This window comes from Lacticaseibacillus chiayiensis (assembly GCF_004123795.1).
Lineage (GTDB): Bacteria > Bacillota > Bacilli > Lactobacillales > Lactobacillaceae > Lacticaseibacillus > Lacticaseibacillus chiayiensis.
Genome location: NZ_MSSM01000026.1, coordinates 21071 through 39319, shown reverse-complemented (window position 1 = coordinate 39319; position 18249 = coordinate 21071). Strand labels below are relative to the sequence as shown.

The following is an 18249-nucleotide window of genomic DNA, read 5'->3' as shown; positions in this document are numbered from 1 at the left end:
TCATCAAATTCCGCCTAAACAGCCTTCATTGAAAAGTAGATTCACCATCCTCAATTTCTAAACTTTCCATAGGATCGAAAAAGCCACTTTGTCCAAACCCAATCTGTGCGCTGGATTTGGATAAAGTGGTTATTTGTAACGATTTGTTTCGATTAAACGCGGTCTGAGCCCTTAGCCAGATCAGCAAGGCTGGTATTTTTCAACACCTTCAGCATCGCTTCTTCGGCTTGGTTCAATACCTTTGAGCTAGCATCAAGCCAGCGCTCAACCCTTGTTCCATTGACAAAAGCACTTGGATCCACTGCTTCATGAATTTTAAATAGCGGTGTTCTGCCTTCAATGGCGATCAAGATATCGTAAATGGTAATCGCGTCAGCAGGTTTGGCCAATCGCAGTCCACCATTGAGACCGGTTTTGGAGCTCAAGATGCCATTCTTTTTAAGTGTTGCCGATATTTTCTTAATGCTGGGCACCGGGATATTCAACATTTCGGAAATCTTTTGGATCGACAAATATTCGTCACGCTGATCTTGTGACTTCGCATCGACATAGGCAGCAATGTCGAGCGCTTGCGAAAATGCAACGGAAAAGGCCATCGAATATACCCTCCAATTAATCGATTAAGTATATTCCATTATACCAATTATCTGATCAAGCGCTGCGCTTTTCTGCGGGAATGATCAAAGTCAGCACGAGGACAATGCCGACAAGGGTCATCCCGACGCCGATTAACATGGCCTGACCAAAAACATCGGCGATATTCGTCAGCCTTCCGGTCGTTGCCGCAAAAACAGCCAGTCCCAAAGCACCGCCGAATTGACGCGCTGTGTTGTAGACGCCTGATGCGGCACCTGATATCTGCGGCCGAATTCTAGCTAAGCCTGAGGTGGCTAATGTCGCGAAAGCCAGCGCAAACCCAACAGCAAATCCCAGTGTTCCGAGCAACAGTAACCAATAATTGGCAAAGCGTGAGACAACTACGAGTTCTGCCAGAGAAAGTGAAACAACCACGAATCCGAAAAGCATGACACTCGAATTATGCCAGCGATCGACGAATGTTCGGGCCCTAACTGCCACAATGAACAGTAAGATTGCCATTGGCACCATACCAAGCGCTGTCATGAACGGTGTCAGTCCAAGCGCTTTTTGCATAAACTGCGGCGTATAGAACCAAAAGCCGATCGCCGCGGCACTAAATAACAGTGAGCTGACGTAAGATGCCATCCGTTCCTTATCCGCAAAAATCTCCAATGGCATTGTCGGATGAGCAACACGCCCTTGGCTGATAATAAATGCGCCCCATAACACCAATGAAATCAACAATGTCACTACTGGCCAAGGACTGCCATCAAGACCATATGAAATCGAGGTCATCGCCAAAACTGATAAAATTGTGCCAATCCAGTCAATCTTCCCGGTTTGGCGCTTGGCACTAGGTAAATATCGCGCTGCAACAATCACCATCAGCAACGCAATCGGTCCATTAATGTAAAAACCGACCCGCCATGAAGCAAAAGTGGCAAAAAAACCACCGATCACCAAACCGACTGCTGCGCCAGCGCCAATAACAGACGCATAATAGCCAATTGCCCGCTGGCGGGCTTTTCCTTGAAAGGTATCGGTCAAGAGCGCGAGACAATTCGGAGCAAGTATTGCGGCACCAATCCCCTGAATCGCGCGAAAACCGATCATAATCGGCGCATTGGTTGCCGCTCCGACAACAAGACTACCGATGCCAAAAATGATTAAGCTTGCAATAAAAAGCGGCTTACGTCCATAAATATCGCCTAATTTCCCGCCTACAAGCATGAAACCTGCATAAGTCAAGGCATATGCAACCTGCACCCATGACAAGGCATTGGCATTCAACTGTAACTGCGCCGCCATCTTAACCGTTCCTGTATAAACAATCGAGGTATCAAGCACCCCAAGAAAAGCACCAATCAGTGCCAGTCCTAAAATGATACGCTGTGTGATCGACATGACGTTAGTTTTGATCGGCTTGGATTCAGTCAAGTCCGTATCTTCAAGTGATTCATCAGCTACCAGCCTATCTGCAGCCGCAACTTCTTTGTCTTCTGTTTTAGTCATATGCAATTCTCCCTTTCTTGGTTCAATTAGTATATTCCGTATATACTAATATTGCAAATTTTTTTGTGTGAAAATAGCCGCGGACTGCTCCACGGCCAGTTGTAGCAATGATTTATTTAGGTAAGATTGTCATTTTCGATGATTCTCCAGTCAGCTTACCCTGGAGCTCACACCAGTATTAATGGCCACCCCAAACTATCGGCATGGCACCTAATCCCGCTGCCAGCGCCTGTTTTCGATAACGGGCGGCATCAACCTCGCTTATGGCGACATCTTTCTTAATGAAGTTGAAAATGTCCACCAGCCCTTTTGGCATCGTATGATGAATGAGATAATACTTTGAAATATCGTGGGACAACTGGGTCACCGCAGTCACATAAGCTTTGTCATCATCGCCTTCATCAAGTTTCTTGGCATTGATTTTGATTAGCGCCTGTAAATCTGCCTGTGCTTTGATCGTTGGACTCGAATAAGCCTTGCTTAACAAGTCTAATAAGGTTTCACGTTTGTCTGGCATCTTGCACTTCCTCACGAAAATCGGCTTGCGTAGTTTCACTTTTCTGAAATCTTGTATACTTTCCAAGTACTCATAGGATGCGCCGAGAGGTTAATGATTGCAAGTACAAACTCAGCGTTGTTAAACAGGCGCGAGATATTAATTTTAAACGCAGCAAAATCTTCTTTTTTCGTCGTCAATTGACATTTTAAAGACTTCACACGACGAAAATTGTCAAATTACCTACGTTAAAATTTTTTGATCCCCGAAATCAAGCTGACATCGTATACTGGGTGTAAAGAAGTCTGGAGGACCTTTAAAATGATCATAACCGCAGATATGGTACTAAGAGTTATTACATGGATCAGCGCCATTGCCTTGGTTCTGTATATTGTTGCTGCTGCCTTCAAATTGTTGCCTTCAGCTGAGTTGGTCGTCCCGATGCTATCGTTATCAACCCTGATTTCGTATTTTGCCTCATCAATCGATGAAGAATGAAAAAAATCAGCACACAGTTACTTAACGTTTAAGAATTGATGCACGGCTGCAAACGTCCTCTTTGCTAAGAGATTACAACGAACCAAAAAGTCCGACAAGATTTTGACACTTCGTCAAATTTTGTCGGACTTTTTAACGAGCCACATAAAATTAAAATACTTCCGTTGCGTGCCTTAACACGCTGGCTGATGTTTACGGCAAATCATTGCCTGCCGCAAAGTAAATGTTGTACCACTCCTGCCGCGTCAGCGTGATGTCCGCGCCGGCTGCACTTTCCTTAATATGCTCAGGGTTCATGGAGCCAAGGATAACCTGGACACCGACTGGATGGCGCAAGAGCCAGGCAACGGCGATGGCATTTTTATTGGTGTGGTAGTGGTCAGCGACTTTTTGCAGCTCATCGTTCAGATCCTTGTACTTCAGACTGTCGATGAAGGTACCTTCAAACATTCCGTATTGGAAAGGTGACCATGCCTGCAGTGTCATCTGTTTGCGCTGGAGATAAGGCAACAGACTGCCATCATGGTCAATGGACCGGTCATCTTCCATGTTCGTGTGCATGCCTGCGTTGACCATGCCAGTATGGGCGACCGAGAATTGCACTTGATCGATTAACAGATGCTGGTGAATGCCGTTTTGTAGTAAGGCAATTTGCTCGGGATTAAAGTTTGAAACGCCGAAGTGGCGAACTTTGCCGCTTTGCTGCAACTCGTCAAATGCCGCCGCGACATCGTCCACTTCCATTAATGGATCCGGCCGGTGCAATAACACTGAATCGAGATAGTCGATTTGCAGGCGCTCCAAGATCTTATCAACTGCGCCCAGCAAGTGTTCCTTTGAAAAGTCATAGCGTCGGCCAAAGACAAGACTGCCATGTGAACGGTCTGGGTCAACCACGATACCGATCTTCGACTGAATATATAGTTGATCGCGGTTAACGCCGGATTGCTTCAAGGCTTCACCGAAAACTTCTTCCGACTTGCCTTGACCATAAATATCCGCGGAATCAATAAAGTTGATGCCGTCATTGTACGCACTATCTAAAACGATCGCAGCTTTTTCTGGCGAAAGTACATTCATGCGCATGATGCCCAGTGCCACGCTTGAAGCCTGCCAGTTAGAACCGCCTAATCGCACTTGTTTCATGTCTTAAAAACCCCTTTCAATGCAAACTTAACCATTGTGATATCATCCATCACAACCGTAACCGTCTCTAGTTTAGCCCCTAAAGTCCACTTTAGGTCAAGCCATTATTAGAATTTCAATATAACGACTTGTCATCATCTTTTTCGCGCGGTAATTTAAATATATAGTCACTTATTTTTTATCAGCAAAAGTTCCTTATTAGGAGGTTAATTTCATGACTGTTAAAGATAAAGTTGTTGTCATCACCGGTGCATCAAGCGGCATTGGTGCCGCGACCACTCAAGTATTGGCGCAAGCCGGTGCCAAGCTGGTGATTGGTGCGCGGCGCACGGAGCGGCTCGCCGAATTGGCTAAGCCTTTTGGCGATCAGGTTCGTTATCAAGCAACCGATGTCACCGACCAGCAACAAGTTAAAGCATTAGTTGATTTGGCCATTAACACCTTTGGCCACGTCGATGTACTCTATAACAACGCCGGCCTCATGCCGCTGTCGGAATTGTCTGAGTTAAAGGTCGACGAATGGGAGCGGATGATCGACGTCAACATCAAGGGCGTCCTTTACGGGATCGCTGCCGTTTTGCCGCATATGATTGCCCAACATAGCGGCCAGATTATTACTACAGATTCTGTTGCCGGCCACATCGTTCATCCCGGAACCGCGGTTTATTCCGGCACCAAATGGGCGATTCAGGCGATTATGGATGGTTTGCGTCAGGAACAGGCCGCTAATCACATCAAAACCACGATGATCTCACCAGGTGCTGTTAACACCGAGCTGTTCAGCACCATCAGTGATCCTAAACGGCGCGAAGCAGTTGAGTCCGACGAAAAGAATAATGGCCTCAGTGCCACCGATGTCGCCAATGCCGTCTTGTATGCCATTGATCAGCCGGTTAATGTTGCTGTTAACGAGGTTCTGATGCGTCCGGTTACCCAACAGCGTTAAAAAGCACCATTGTCTTTTGTAAAAGGAGCGTCAAATGTCAGATTATTCTTTTTTGAAACCATTCACTTTTAAACATCAAGCAATCCAATTGAAAAATCGGATTGTGATTCCGCCAATGACCACGCGCCTGTCGTTTGAAGATGGTACGGTCACCAGTGATGAAATTCGCTACTATCAAGAACGTGCTGGCGGTGTGGGGCTTTTTATTACCGGAACCGCCAACGTTAATCCGCTGGGTAAGGGCTTTGAAGGTGAATTAAGTGTTGCGGACGATCGGTTCATCCCCGGCCTCAGTAAACTAGCCGCGGCCATGAAAACCGGTGGTACTAAAGCCATTCTGCAGATTTTCAGTGCCGGCCGCATGAGCAGCAGCAAGATTTTGCGCGGTGAACAACCTGTCAGTGCCAGTGCTGTCGCCGCCCCACGTCCCGGTTATGAAACGCCGCGCGCACTCACGACTGCTGAGATCGACGCAACCATTCTTGATTTTGGTCAGGCGGTGCGGCGCGCGATTCTTGCCGGATTTGATGGAGTGGAACTGCATGGCGCCAATACGTATTTGATTCAGCAGTTCTTTTCTCCGCACTCCAATCGGCGAACCGATGGATGGGGCGGCGACCGGGACAAGCGGATGCGGTTCCCGCTGGCTGTCGTTCATGAAGCCGAAAAAGTCATAGCAGCAACGACTGACCAACCATTTTTGTTGGGCTACCGGATTTCACCCGAGGAATTGGAAGATCCAGGCATTACCTTGGATGATACGCTAGCCCTTATTGACGCCTTGAAAACGACCAAGATTGACTATTTGCATGTTTCCCAGTCAGATGTATGGCGAACCTCGCTACGTCACCCCGACAATCCGGCAATCGTCAACGAGGTGATTCGTGACCATGTTGCTGGTGCTTTCCCAATCATTGTGGTCGGCGATGTCAAAACCCCTGCCGATGCGGAAAAAGCAGCAAAGGCATTTGATCTCGTTGCAATCGGCCACGAGCTAATTCGTGAACCACATTGGGTACAAAAGGTGTTGGCCCACGACGAAAAGGCGATCCGCTATCAGATCGCCCCTGATGATCTTGATGAACTGGGGATTGCCCCGACCTTCCTCGACTTCATCGAAAGTATTTCCGGCGGTGCAAAAGGTGTGCCTTTAACAACCGCACAACCTGATAAGCATTAAGCTGCTAAAATTTAAGTTCATCATGTGAGTCGAGCCGTAATAGCTCGGCTTTTTTCCTGTTGTACTCGTCTTGCGTAATCACCCCTGTATCAAGCAAATTCTTGTAGGCTTTCAACTTGGCGATGGTCGCCTGTTCATCTGCTTGTGCCTGCGCCGTTTTGGCTGCTTCGGCCGCAGCTTCCTGCTGTTTGCGGTGGAAATAAAAATAAGCAGCAACGCCCAACACAATAATAGCTAAAAAGATGTACCAAAATTGAATCAATATGGCGATCACGACAAGAATGGCAAAGAAGCCAAAGCAACCTATTTTTTGATTTTTCATATTTTCTCCTATACCGTGGCTAATACGCAGCAAGGATCAAATGCCGGCCATTTTAGCAGGATCAACCCACGCATCGAATTGCTTGCTCGTGACATAACCGGTTTTAAGCGCTGCTGTTTTAAGATCCGTGCCTTCCCGTTCCGCTAATTGTGCAATTGTGGCGCTTTTTTCATAGCCGATATGCGGCGTAAGCGCGGTGACAGTCATGAGCGAGTTTGCCACTAGCGCCTTCATTCGCGGTTCATTGACCTTCAAACCGGTAACCAACTTACGCGTAAAACTCGTCACCGTTTGGGTCAGTAACGTTGTGGACTCAAGGAAAGTGCTAATGATAAGCGGTTTATAGACATTTAATTCAAAATTACCTTGGGAAGCCGCCATGGCAATTGTGGTATCGTTACCCAACACGCGCACAGCCGCCATCGTTAACGCCTCTGCCTGCGTGGGATTGATTTTCCCCGGCATAATCGAACTGCCTGGTTCATTTGCAGGAATAATCAGCTCGCCATAGCCTGCGCGCGGACCACTCGCCAAGAAACGGATGTCGTTGGCGATTTTCAAAAGATCGGCAGCCAAGGTTCTGATACCGCCGTGGACCAGACTGATTTCGGAGTGCGCCGCCAATGCCGCGAATTTGTTCGTTTGCGCCGTCAAGGGAAGTCCGTAAATATCACTTAACCGCCCGGCGACAATTCGACCAAAGTTTGGTGCTGCATTTATCCCTGTTCCCACAGCCGTTCCGCCAATTGCTAAACGAAAAAGCGCTGGCTGCAGTTGCTTGAGCGCCGTTTGGTCGTGGTCAAGCATGGCTGCCCAGCCGCTGACTTCCTGGCCAAATGTCATCGGGGTTGCATCCTGCAAGTGGGTACGCCCGATTTTAACCGTTTTGGCATAGTCATCAGCCTTGGTTTGCAGAGCTGCGTGCAACTCGGCCACCGCCGCCAGCAACTTATTCACCGCTAAAGCCGCCGTGATATTCATCGCCGTTGGAAAGGTATCGTTTGAACTTTGGCTACGATTGACATCATCGTTGGGTAGAATCGGTAAATTCGGGTTGAGTTTTGCCGCCTGATGACTGACGACTTCATTCACATTCATATTCGTCTGCGTTCCGGAACCGGTTTGGTAAACATGCAAAGGAAAATCAGGTCGCAACCGCGCATCTGGTAGCGCTAATAAGCTATCCACAGCTCGGGTGATCAATTGACCTTTGGGCGCAGGCAAAACATCTGCAGCCACGTTGGCGCGTGCCGCCGCTTTTTTAATTTGCAGGAGAGCTTTGATAACTGGTAACGGCATCAGCGGCCCAGCCTGAAAATTATGGCGGCTGCGTTCGGTTTGCGGCCCCCATAATGCGTTTACCGGAATATCAACCGGCCCTAAAGTGTCTGATTCAGTGCGTGTTTTCGTCATCCTTACCCCCGTCTGTGCGGTTTCTGTTGCGCTGTTATTCCTATTTTACACGATCCTTCTGTTGAACGAACCCGACAAACCAAAAAAGTACGTTTTAGAAGAAGGTTTCCCACGACTTCGAGCGTACTTTTTGAAAGCATGTCATATCAATGCAGTAAAGCCGCAACAAGCTGAGCCGCATCATTTTTGAGTTCAAGCGACGGCGATGACAAAACGGACAAATAATAATGAAGCGGATCGGCTTGCGGTGTCGGCATCCCGGCGTGTAACCAACGGCTGACCAAAGCTGGATCAGTTGACCATGTTTGAATCATGACCGAGCGACGGTTAGCTGGATCAGGACACGATCCAGCGATTTTCATCGCCAATTCCGCTTTCAATAAACGGTCGTACGCTTGCTGCGAAACGGCATATATCAAAGGCCGCCGACTACCAAACATTGCCGCTTGCACCATCACCACACCATCTGTATTCAGCGGAAAATTCTTACTGTCAACCCCGCTAAATTTCAACAATTCGGCAAACATATTCGCGTCATAAGTGCGACTGGCGCGTACCGGAGATGCCATGATGCCGTTAAACTGCTTAAAAATCTGCCATGGTGTCGCGGCTAAATGATAATGCTTGTGCGTCTGTTGCTGATCGGACAGCAAGGCACCACAAGCCTGAAGTTCCCATCGTGCCCTTTTTAAGGTTGTTCGGTTTTTAATGCCGGTTAATGGAGCAAAGATTTCAAAAAAACTTTTACCGCCGCGAAAAACTGTTCGCTGATTAGACTGACTGCTTGTGTCTAAATAATCGGCATACATCAGTCCAATCAACAAATCTGTTGCATGTTGCGATAGCATCCCAGTCTCTTCACCAGTATCAACGCTCACACCTATTTCTTTTGACGATTCCATGCCATCCCCACTTTCATTCCATATCATCCAAAAAGCCGCCTTGATCATGCTGAGCTGATCGAGGCGGCTTCAAGAAAAATGCAACAATGCTGACAACTATCTCTACTATCTTTTGGTATCAGTCTGTCGACCCACCCAGTTGAAGTTCGGAGTGTGTATGGCGTTAGCGTAATGGTTGGGCTTTAACCATCACAGCCAAACGCCATTTTCGAGCAGGTAAACATGTTAATGTGATTTGACGACTTGAGGGCGCGTATGCTCCAGCCCAAGAACAGCAAATAACCAAGGATCGTAACCCACTGACTCTTCGATTCCATCACAACTCATAATCAAAGATATGACGAGACTATTGTACGTTATCACTTGCCTTCGCCTCTTTTGCATCGGCTACAGCTTCTAGATGAGCTTCATACCGTTTATTGCCTTTGTAAAGATCCCAGATGGTCCAAGCTAATAGTAGAAGCACCGCAACGATCAAGGCAAATGCAATATCGTTAGCAATGGCAGTTTGCTTAGCTGTTGGATTGTCTCCGAAGAATCCGGCAATTGAATCCGGCAGGCCCTTAAGATTTAAATAAGTCAAGCCAACAACAGAGATCCACCCAAGCACTTTGATCCAGCCACTGTTCTTAAACCGCTCGCCCATTTCGACTTTACTGTTGGTAAACATTAACAACGGTAACATTGAGAACGGAAGCGCGAAAGCCAAGAAGACCTGCGAATTATTCATCAAGTCATTTAGCGCCTCATGTTGCTGAATCGGCGTTTCTTTGGCTGTCAACATCACACAAAAGATAACCGGGATAACCGAAATAATCCGAGTAACCAGCCGCCGTGCCCACAGTGGCATCTTCATGTGAACGAAGCCTTCCATAATGACTTGACCAGTTAACGTGCCGGTAATAGTTGAATTTTGGCCTGACGCCAACAAAGCAACCGCAAACAGGATAGATAAAATACCAGACTTAGCAACAGCAATCAAAACGCCATTGCTCAGTGTCGAGGAATCTGACAATGCTTGAAACAAACCGAAGAAGGAAGGGTCTTTAACTGCGCCGCTCTTAAATACCGCAACCCCCATAATCAGCAACAAGCAGTTAACGACAAACGCAAATGACAACTGGATATTAGAATCCCACGCGGAAAACTTAACTGCCTGTGCGACATCATCCGGATCTTTGTGGTTGATTTTCCGAGTTTGAGAAATCGCACTATGCAGATATAGGTTATGCGGCATGACCGTGGCACCGATAATACCCAAAGCTCCTTGAATCGGAGTCATGCCATTTACGGAAGGTGAGCTGGCAAAAGTTTCACCTGTTGGAATGAAGCCTTTTAATAATGCTCCCATGTTCGGATCCGATAATGCGACTTGATAAACGAACACAAACAAAATGACGAGAATAAGTGCAACAACAAGGGCTTCGATCTTGCGGAACCCAATCTTTGTCAATAACAGCAATACCAAAACATCAAGGACCGTAATTAATACCGAAATGACTAATGGAATGTGAAACAGTAGATAAAGCGCGATGGCAGCGCCAATAACCTCGGCGATATCAGTCGCCATGATCGCTAACTCTGTCAAAATCCATAAAACAATCCCTAATGTCTTCGATGTTCTTGCTCGAATTGCTTGAGCAAGATCCATTTGACTCACAATGCCAAGTTTAGCTGCCATGTATTGCAGTAACATCGCAATCAAACTTGACATTAGGATAACGGAAATCAATAAGTACTGGAAGTTTTGTCCACCAGTGATGGAAGTGGACCAATTACCTGGATCCATGTAACCAACGGCAACCAACGCCCCTGGTCCGGAATAAGCAAATAGCGTGCGCCAAAAGCCTTTTCCGTGTGGCACCTCAATCGTACCGTTAATTTCTTCCAATGAAGGCCCATTCGCGTATTGGATGAGCTTCATTGAATGTTTCTTCTTGTGATCATCACTCACAATATGTCTCCCCCTCTTGAAGTCACTCGCTGGTGCAGGAGAATGCGCCGGTAAGTGCTTTTTCTAAACGCGTTCACTGGCGCAGAAATCTACGTGTAAGGATCTTGGTCGCAATGGCCTAAGCCCGGGCCATCACGCCCAAGGCCACTTACACTCCGACTTCTAAACGCCCCAGCTCACGCTCTTTTGAAAAAAGTTAAGTCCCTGGGGAACAAGGCCTTTTAGGTCTCCCTAACTTAATCCTTTATTAGGATATACCTTGAAGCTGACATCGTCAACTATTTTATGAAAATAATTTGTATTTTCAGCGAACAAATTGTAACTTGTTAACCTATTATCGTTACTTACTGAATGTCGACATGGCGGCAATTCAGAGCGATATCGCGCCCAGCTTGCTTTCAGAAAACAATTTTATGCAATTTAAATGGGCCAGATTCGGGCGTGAAAAAGATGAAAATTTTCCGTGTATTAATTCACTTATACAAATTTATTGCAACTGGTTTAGGCATCCCATATGATAAGGATAGTAACAGAAAATTTATATCACGAAATGAGGAATTACGTATGGAAGAAGTCCCTGACGCGCAACCGCCAGCCACAGCGCACAGTATCAAGGATCTGCAGCAGCAGTTGCAGGTCCCATCCCTCGACCACGGTCTCTCAAAAGCTGAGGCCGCTAAACGTTTAAAAGCCAATGGTCCGAACGCCATTGAATCGCATCCGACGCCTAAATGGCTGATTTTTCTGCGACAGTTTAACAACCTGATCATTTATATTTTGATGATTGCCGCGATTTTGACCACCATTATTGGCGATGTTACCGATACTTCTGTCATTGTTTTGGTGATTATCGTCAACGCGATCATCGGCTATTACCAGGAAAGCAATGCCAGCGATTCGCTTGAGAAAATCAAGAAAATGCTGGCGCCTGAAGCCACCGTCTATCGGGACGGTGAACGTCTTGACATTCCTAGCGCTAATTTGGTGGTGGGCGATGTCGTGTTTCTAGAAGCCGGTGATAATGTGCCTGCCGATTTGCGTCTCGTTGATATCGATAACCTCACCATTCAAGAAGCCGTTTTGACTGGTGAGGCTAATTCTGTCATTAAGACCATCGCCACGTTGCCAGCTGATACACCGCTTGCCGATCAAAGCAATATGGCTTTTGCTTCAACAGCCGTTGCAGGCGGTAGTGGCATCGGTATCGTGGTCGCCACCGGCCATAACACGGAATTTGGTAAAATCTCCCAAGCTGTTTCCGATGTCCGCAAAGGCCGCTCACCGATGATGCGTGAAATTGACGGCATCGGGAAGGGCATTTCGTATGCGATCATTGCCGCTGCGGTTCTGCTCTTCATCTTCGGTTTGATCATTGGGAAGTACAGTCTGCCTGTTTTGGCACTCGCTATTGTCACGATGGTCGTTGGCTCGATGCCAGAAGGCTTGCCGGCCACCACTTCCGTCATCTTGGCCATGGGCGTTTCCAATATGGCCAAAAAGCAGCATGTCATCGTCAAGACACTGCCGGCTGCCGAAACTTTAGGCTCCGTTGATGTCATCTGTACCGACAAGACCGGCACGCTGACCAAAAACGAAATGACCATCACCACTGTTGTCACGCCCCAAGCTACCTATGAGGTCAGTGGTTCGGGTTACACGCCCAAAGGTAGCTTTACGCTTGCGGGCAAACCGATTCAGCCAACCTCTCATCCAGATTTAGTTGCTTTGCTAACGGCCGGTTTTGAAGCAAACGACACCGAGCTGCATCAAGAAGACGGTCGGTATGTGATCAACGGCGAACCCACTGATGGTGCTTTTCTCACTGCTTATTACAAAGTATTCAAAAGGGATCCGAACAGTACAGAACGCGATTTAATGCCATTTGACTCAAACAATCGCTACATGGCGAAACTGGCAGAATGCGCTGACGGAAAAACCCGCTTATTCGTGAAAGGATCGCCAGATAAGTTGTTGCCTTTGGTCACAGCTGCTCACCCGGATTTCGACACGGATCACTTTTTAAAGTTAACCAGTCAATTCAGTGTCCAAGGCCAGCGTGTGATCGCCGTTGCTGAAAGTGTCGTTTCACCTGACACAACCGAGATCACCCCAGCCCTGTTAGCGCAAGGACTTGATTTTCTGGGACTCACAGCGATCATTGACCCGCCGCGTGAATCGGTCATCTCCGCAATTAAGCAAATGCGACGTGCTGGCGTTAAAGTCAAAATGATCACTGGTGATCACCCTGAAACAGCCCTAGCGATTGCGCAGAAACTGGCCATGGCCGATTCCCCGAAAGCCATGACTGGCACCCAGTTAGCCGCGCTATCAGATGAACAACAACAACAAGCGATTCTGGACACCGATGTTTTTGCCCGAACCACGCCAAAAGACAAGCTGACGATTGTGACCGCCTTACAGGATGCCGGCAACGTCACTGCCATGGTGGGCGATGGTGTTAATGATGCACCGGCCCTTAAAAAATCAGATGTCGGCGTTGCCATGGGTCAATCCGGAACCGATGTTGCCAAAGATGCGGCTGACATGGTTCTGACGGACGATCGCTTTGCCCGCATGGAAACCGCAATTGCACAAGGCCGGCGGATTTACCAAAATATCAAGAAAAGTATTTTGTTCCTGCTGCCGACATCGTTTGCGGAAGGCTTGGTGATCGTATTCACCATTTTGACGCAACAAGCCATGCCATTGCGTGCCAGTCAACTATTGTGGATTAACATGGTCAGCGCGATTACCATTCAGTTTGCCTTCATCTTCGAGCCCGCCGAAGCCGGCACCATGGATCGTCCGCCACGAAAGAAGAATGCTTCGATGATGCACAAGCATGATATTTTCCAAATTGCGTATGTGGCCATGTTGATCGCCGGTATCGCGTTATGGGCTTTTGATTGGTTGACTGCCAATCATTTGACCGATCGTGTGACTGCCAGTACGATGATGGTCAACATGATTGTCTTGGGTAAAATCTTTTACCTCTTCAACATCCGCACTAATACTCTGGCGTTATCTAAGAATCTCTTCAGCAATCCCATGGCATTTGCCATCATCGCGATCATGCTGGCTTTGCAGTGCTTCTTGACTTACGTACCGTTTATGCAGGACATTTTCCAAACCGCCTCTATGTCTTGGCGCGAATGGGGCTTGGCAATTGCTGCCGGGTCCATCATCCTAATCGTCACGGAAATCGATAAAATCATTCGCATTCGTTGGAACCGGCTACATGGACACGGCACCTTCCCTTCAGTTTCCGAAACCAAAGAATAATGTTCGGTTTGCCTAATTTTTTTCTTTTCTTTTTTCGATAACAATGGTAATAATATAAGTAAGGTTTCCCTAACAAACCTTATGCGTATTCAGAAGGCCCGACAAGTTGGTTACTTATCCCCCGACTTGTCGGGTTTTTTGAGTAGCGCTGGTTTTTTCTTTGCCAATGGCAGTGTGAACCTCGTCAACAAAGAATCACCACAAAGTATTTCAGGCAATCCTAAATTTAGCCTTTTAAATAGAAATACAGCTGGTATACTGGAGGTGAAAAGAAGAGGAGCTGATCGTTTTGAAATTGTACCAAGGTCTCACGCAAGTCCAAATCAACGAAGAATTTGCTGGTGAAGCAAGTGGCTATAAGATTACCACGACCCTTGATCAACCGCTGAACTACGAGCCAACGATTTTGTATCAATATTTGGATACCGTTTTAAGGCCAGGCAGTCGGCATGACCAAAATAATTTGCGTTATGTGACCGACCCGGCGTTCATCGGTGAAAATTTCGATTATCAAAGCGTTCCTTTCACCTCGCATATGACTGATTTTGATGAAAAAATGGCATTTGCACGCAAACTGGTTGCCGACCTCAACCGTCATTTGTCAGTCAACATTAAACCGGCCGATGCGGAAATCGAGTTGGTTTTTGTTGATTGAAGCAACCGCGTTACCTCCTTTCCTAGTCGCATGACGGCTTCTCTCCTGATCACTGCAGCTAAGTCATTCAGTCAAGCTGCTTAGTTGCAGTAAAGCGCCGCCTAACTTTTTCGGGTTAGGCGGCGCTTTGTTTGCGCTTGTATTAGTATATTCAGTGCCATGCTAAACACGCCGCAATCTCCGACCAGATGAAGGTTGTGGCGCGAAGCTAGAGCGGAGACGGCCGAGCTGCACCTCGCCTACGATTGCGCTGCTTTGGCATTAATGCTTCAGGAGTTCTACCAAAATATCTGTGAGGATACAAAAACGCGAGCAACAACTCATTTTGAAATTATTGTTCACATTATGTCGTGCTTATAAATTCTGACTGGCCACTTACTTATCTGACTTCATTGTTTCTTCGCAACCGACTTCGGCAATGTCAGCGCCAGCAGCAAGCCCACAAGCCCCACGCCCGCAAATACAGCAAAGGTCACAGCGAAGCCGCCAGCATCGCTGTGCAGCGTGGCTTGCATGTTATCCAACAGGACGGTTGCAAACATGACGCCCGCCGAACCGAACAGCTGTCTGGCTGTTGTGGTAACAGCCGTGCCATCTGCCACCAAGTCGTTCGGCAAGGCGTTTGCACCGGCTGTTACTGATGGCATCATCACAAACGCATTACCGGCTTCCGTTGCCATCGTCAACATGATAGCGACTATTAATGGTAGTTGATGGGCAAAAATAGCCAGTAAGCCAAAGCCACCCGTAATCAGAACCATCCCGATCATCGCAACTAAGCGCGGTCCAAAGCGATCAAGTAACCGACCGCTAACCGGGTTAAGTAGGCTTAGTAAAACTGCCGCCGGAACCAGTGACAATCCTGAAACCAGTGGCGATAGACCTAGCAACGTCTGAAAGTAAAGTGGCATCAGAATCGTGGTGACAATTAAGCCAATATAGGAAATACCGGTTAAAAACACCGCTTTGGTAAACATTCCGGTCGCAAACACCCGCAATTGGAGCATCGGTGACTGGCGGTTCAACTGCCGGACTACAAAAATGCCTGCCGCTAAAATACCTAAAATCAACAGACCAACAATACCCGCATGTAGACCTTGCTTTGACCAAGCGCTCAAAGCGTACAGCAAAATCGGAAAGCTTGCGGACAGAACAAAAGAAACCCAGTCCAATCGCGTGGGTTCCATCGGCATTACGGAAGCAATCGTCACGGTTGAAACCGCCAGAACCAGCAACGAAACAATTAGGAAGAACAAAAACAGTGCCTGCCATGGAAACCATGTCAACAGTACGCCAGAAATAATCGGACCGACTGCTAACGCTGACCCCATCACCAAGCCGGCTGTCCCCATCACTTTACCACGTTCTGAATGCGGTGTAATCGTCAACAAAACCGTCTGAAAGCTAGGAAAAATAATGCCGACAGCAACGGCTTCAAGCAGCCGCCCGATCATCAAAACGGTAAAATTCGGCGCCCAGATACATAGCCCAGTCCCGATCGCAAAGATCAGTTCAATCGCTTGAAATAACCGTTGAAATGGAACATTGTGTAGCAGCCACGGACTGACCGGAATCATCAACGTCATCACCAGCATGAAGCCGGTTGTCAACCACGCAACCGTGTCAGCACCTAAACCAAATGCTTTCATAAACGCCGGATACGCAGTACTCAAAGAAGATTGCGAAATTGACATTGAGAACGTGCCTGTCAGCAACGTTGCCACGAACGCGCCTCGATGTCTTATCGTTGAAACACTCATAACATCATCGATTTCTATTTAGTATGGTTGGAACTTTACATTTTCATACCCATTTTTTCATAGGACTGCATACCGCCCATCCATAATTCAGATGGTTTGACACCGCGCTCTTTGGCCAACGCCTTCATCAACGTATCCATGTCCATCAACTTATATTCCTGTTTCGGTTTACTTGGATCAAAAGTTTCAATTTGCGCCATCATGCCGCCATCTTCATGTTCGAGAATGTGGCAGTGATACATGTAAACCCCAGGCAAGTCAAACCGAACCAGTAGCCGAACCGTTTCACCCGGGTTGACACCAATCGTATCTTTGTAGCCATGCTCGTTTGGATAAGGTGCGTGGCCGTTGCGTGACAAGACTAAGAATTGGGTGCCATGCACATGGAACGGATGAACCATGCCCGGTGCTTCATTGCTGTTGGTGACATCCCAATACTGGGCTCTGCCAATCGGTTGGGTAGCGTCAATCCGCTGCATTTCAAACTTCTTACCGTCAATAGCGACACTTTCATCCATTCCTTGCATGACCACGTGCCGAATTGGCAAAGCAGGATCAACTGCCGGTGCATTCACAGTGAATAGCTTATCTGGCAGCCGGCTGTGATCCGGCTTAAATGCATGAATCCGGAATTTCAAGATTGGCACGTCATCCGTGAACAGGGTCACCTCGTCGCCCTCATGATATTGACCAAAATCGACGATGACCTCGTCTCGCTCGGCACAAGTCATCATCAAATGGGTCAATGAAACTGGCTCAGGCAATAATGAACCATCTCCGCCAATTTGGGTAAATGGCAAATCATCGGAAAAATGCAGACGCCATTCACGACGATTGGCCCCGTTCAAAAAGCGTAACCGAACTTTTTGCGTCGTGACGTCAAAATAAGGATTAACCGTCCCGTTGATCATAACAGTCGGGCCGGCAACCCCATCAGGATCATAATCAGCACGGTAATCCCACTGATTATTCTCATGAAAGCGCCGATCCTGCAAAATGACCGGAATATCATCCACGCCATAGTTCCGTGGCAGTGGCAGACTCTCCTCATGGTCATCTTTGACAATGACCATCGCCGCTAGTCCATGCCATACCTGCTCCGCCGTTTCCGGGCACGGATGGGCGTGCAACCAGAGCGTTGTAGCTGGTTGATCCAGTGTGAAATCAATTTGCTTACTTTCACCTGGATAAACCGGCGCATGGCAGCCACCATCCACATAAGGACCACTCACATCGGCCCCATGCCAATGAAAGGTTGTCACTTCTGGCAACGCATTTTTCAACGTCACGTGAACATGCTGACCACGGCGATAAACAATGGTCTGCCCCAACAAGCTGGCATTGTATCCCCACGTCTTGGTCTTGGGTCCCGGCAACAGTTGCGTCTCGCCCGCTTCTGCCGTGACTGTGTAATAAACATCAGTTGCCGTTTCTTTGTCAGGCTTCAACAAAGGCGGTACGTTCAAGGGTTTGGCTGGCGCATCGCTTACCTCAAGCGGCACATAGCCGCCATCGTGCAAGTCAAACGCCGGCTCATCAAAGAAATAGTCGGTATAGGTTTTCATCATCGGTCCCCCCTTAATTTGAATTTTAGCACTTTTTAG

The 18249-nt window shown here is 47.6% G+C and carries 15 protein-coding genes; 5 read left to right on the top strand and 10 right to left on the bottom strand.

What is annotated here, in order from left to right; all coding sequences use genetic code 11:
• Positions 1 to 152: 152 nt before the first annotated feature.
• The 3 genes from BVJ53_RS09730 to BVJ53_RS09720 all read right to left on the bottom strand — a co-directional run bounded on the left by BVJ53_RS09730 (position 153) and on the right by BVJ53_RS09720 (position 2608).
• On the bottom strand, positions 153 to 596 hold the full coding sequence (locus BVJ53_RS09730) for an RrF2 family transcriptional regulator (protein ID WP_129302242.1): 444 nt from the start codon (positions 594 to 596) through the stop codon (positions 153 to 155).
• 55 nt (positions 597 to 651) lie between these two features.
• Entirely contained in the window at positions 652 to 2091 is a 1440-nt protein-coding gene (locus tag BVJ53_RS09725) for an MFS transporter (protein ID WP_129302241.1), read from the bottom strand.
• Positions 2092 to 2269: 178 nt separating this feature from the next.
• A complete protein-coding gene (locus tag BVJ53_RS09720) occupies positions 2270 to 2608 on the bottom strand; it encodes a bacteriocin immunity protein (RefSeq protein ID WP_010492390.1) in 339 nt (112 codons plus the stop codon).
• Between the two features lie 300 nt (positions 2609 to 2908).
• On the opposite strand from BVJ53_RS09720, the gene BVJ53_RS14960 reads away from it, so the two are divergent.
• The gene (locus BVJ53_RS14960; protein ID WP_158280538.1) at positions 2909 to 3085 is read left to right on the top strand and encodes a hypothetical protein; all 177 of its coding nucleotides are present in this window, start codon (positions 2909 to 2911) and stop codon (positions 3083 to 3085) included.
• A gap of 192 nt (positions 3086 to 3277) precedes the next feature.
• On the opposite strand, the gene BVJ53_RS09715 is transcribed toward BVJ53_RS14960, so the two are convergent.
• Positions 3278 to 4231 carry an aldo/keto reductase gene (locus BVJ53_RS09715; protein ID WP_129302240.1) on the bottom strand — a complete coding sequence of 318 codons (954 nt, stop codon included), beginning with the start codon at positions 4229 to 4231 and terminating at the stop codon, positions 3278 to 3280.
• A 214-nt stretch (positions 4232 to 4445) separates the two neighbouring features.
• Between BVJ53_RS09715 and BVJ53_RS09710 the strand changes: the two genes are divergently transcribed.
• Positions 4446 to 5177: an SDR family oxidoreductase gene (locus BVJ53_RS09710; protein ID WP_129302239.1), complete on the top strand. Its 732-nt coding sequence runs from the start codon at positions 4446 to 4448 to the stop codon at positions 5175 to 5177.
• A 34-nt stretch (positions 5178 to 5211) separates the two neighbouring features.
• The gene (locus BVJ53_RS09705; protein WP_129302238.1) at positions 5212 to 6357 is read left to right on the top strand and encodes an NADH-dependent flavin oxidoreductase; all 1146 of its coding nucleotides are present in this window, start codon (positions 5212 to 5214) and stop codon (positions 6355 to 6357) included.
• Positions 6358 to 6361: 4 nt separating this feature from the next.
• On the opposite strand, the gene BVJ53_RS09700 is transcribed toward BVJ53_RS09705, so the two are convergent.
• The 4 genes from BVJ53_RS09700 to BVJ53_RS09685 form a co-directional block, all read right to left on the bottom strand.
• Entirely contained in the window at positions 6362 to 6679 is a 318-nt protein-coding gene (locus BVJ53_RS09700; RefSeq protein WP_129302237.1) for an SHOCT domain-containing protein, read from the bottom strand.
• 36 nt (positions 6680 to 6715) lie between these two features.
• On the bottom strand, positions 6716 to 8092 hold the full coding sequence (locus BVJ53_RS09695; RefSeq protein WP_129302236.1) for a class II fumarate hydratase: 1377 nt from the start codon (positions 8090 to 8092) through the stop codon (positions 6716 to 6718).
• Between the two features lie 146 nt (positions 8093 to 8238).
• Positions 8239 to 8994, bottom strand: a complete 756-nt coding sequence (locus BVJ53_RS09690) for a hypothetical protein (protein ID WP_129302282.1) — start codon at positions 8992 to 8994, stop codon at positions 8239 to 8241.
• A gap of 346 nt (positions 8995 to 9340) precedes the next feature.
• Positions 9341 to 10948, bottom strand: coding sequence for an Nramp family divalent metal transporter (locus BVJ53_RS09685; protein WP_129302235.1), 1608 nt, complete (start codon positions 10946 to 10948; stop codon positions 9341 to 9343).
• Between the two features lie 564 nt (positions 10949 to 11512).
• Here BVJ53_RS09685 and BVJ53_RS09680 point away from each other — a divergent pair.
• Positions 11513 to 14230, top strand: coding sequence for an HAD-IC family P-type ATPase (locus tag BVJ53_RS09680; protein ID WP_129302234.1), 2718 nt, complete (start codon positions 11513 to 11515; stop codon positions 14228 to 14230).
• A gap of 289 nt (positions 14231 to 14519) precedes the next feature.
• On the top strand, positions 14520 to 14885 hold the full coding sequence (locus BVJ53_RS09675) for a hypothetical protein (RefSeq protein ID WP_129302233.1): 366 nt from the start codon (positions 14520 to 14522) through the stop codon (positions 14883 to 14885).
• Between the two features lie 389 nt (positions 14886 to 15274).
• Here the strand turns inward: BVJ53_RS09675 and BVJ53_RS09670 are convergent, their stop codons facing one another.
• On the bottom strand, positions 15275 to 16645 hold the full coding sequence (locus BVJ53_RS09670; RefSeq protein ID WP_129302232.1) for an MFS transporter: 1371 nt from the start codon (positions 16643 to 16645) through the stop codon (positions 15275 to 15277).
• A gap of 35 nt (positions 16646 to 16680) precedes the next feature.
• Complete coding sequence (locus BVJ53_RS09665; RefSeq protein ID WP_129302281.1) at positions 16681 to 18210, bottom strand: multicopper oxidase family protein; 1530 nt, start codon at positions 18208 to 18210, stop codon at positions 16681 to 16683.
• Positions 18211 to 18249: the final 39 nt, after the last annotated feature.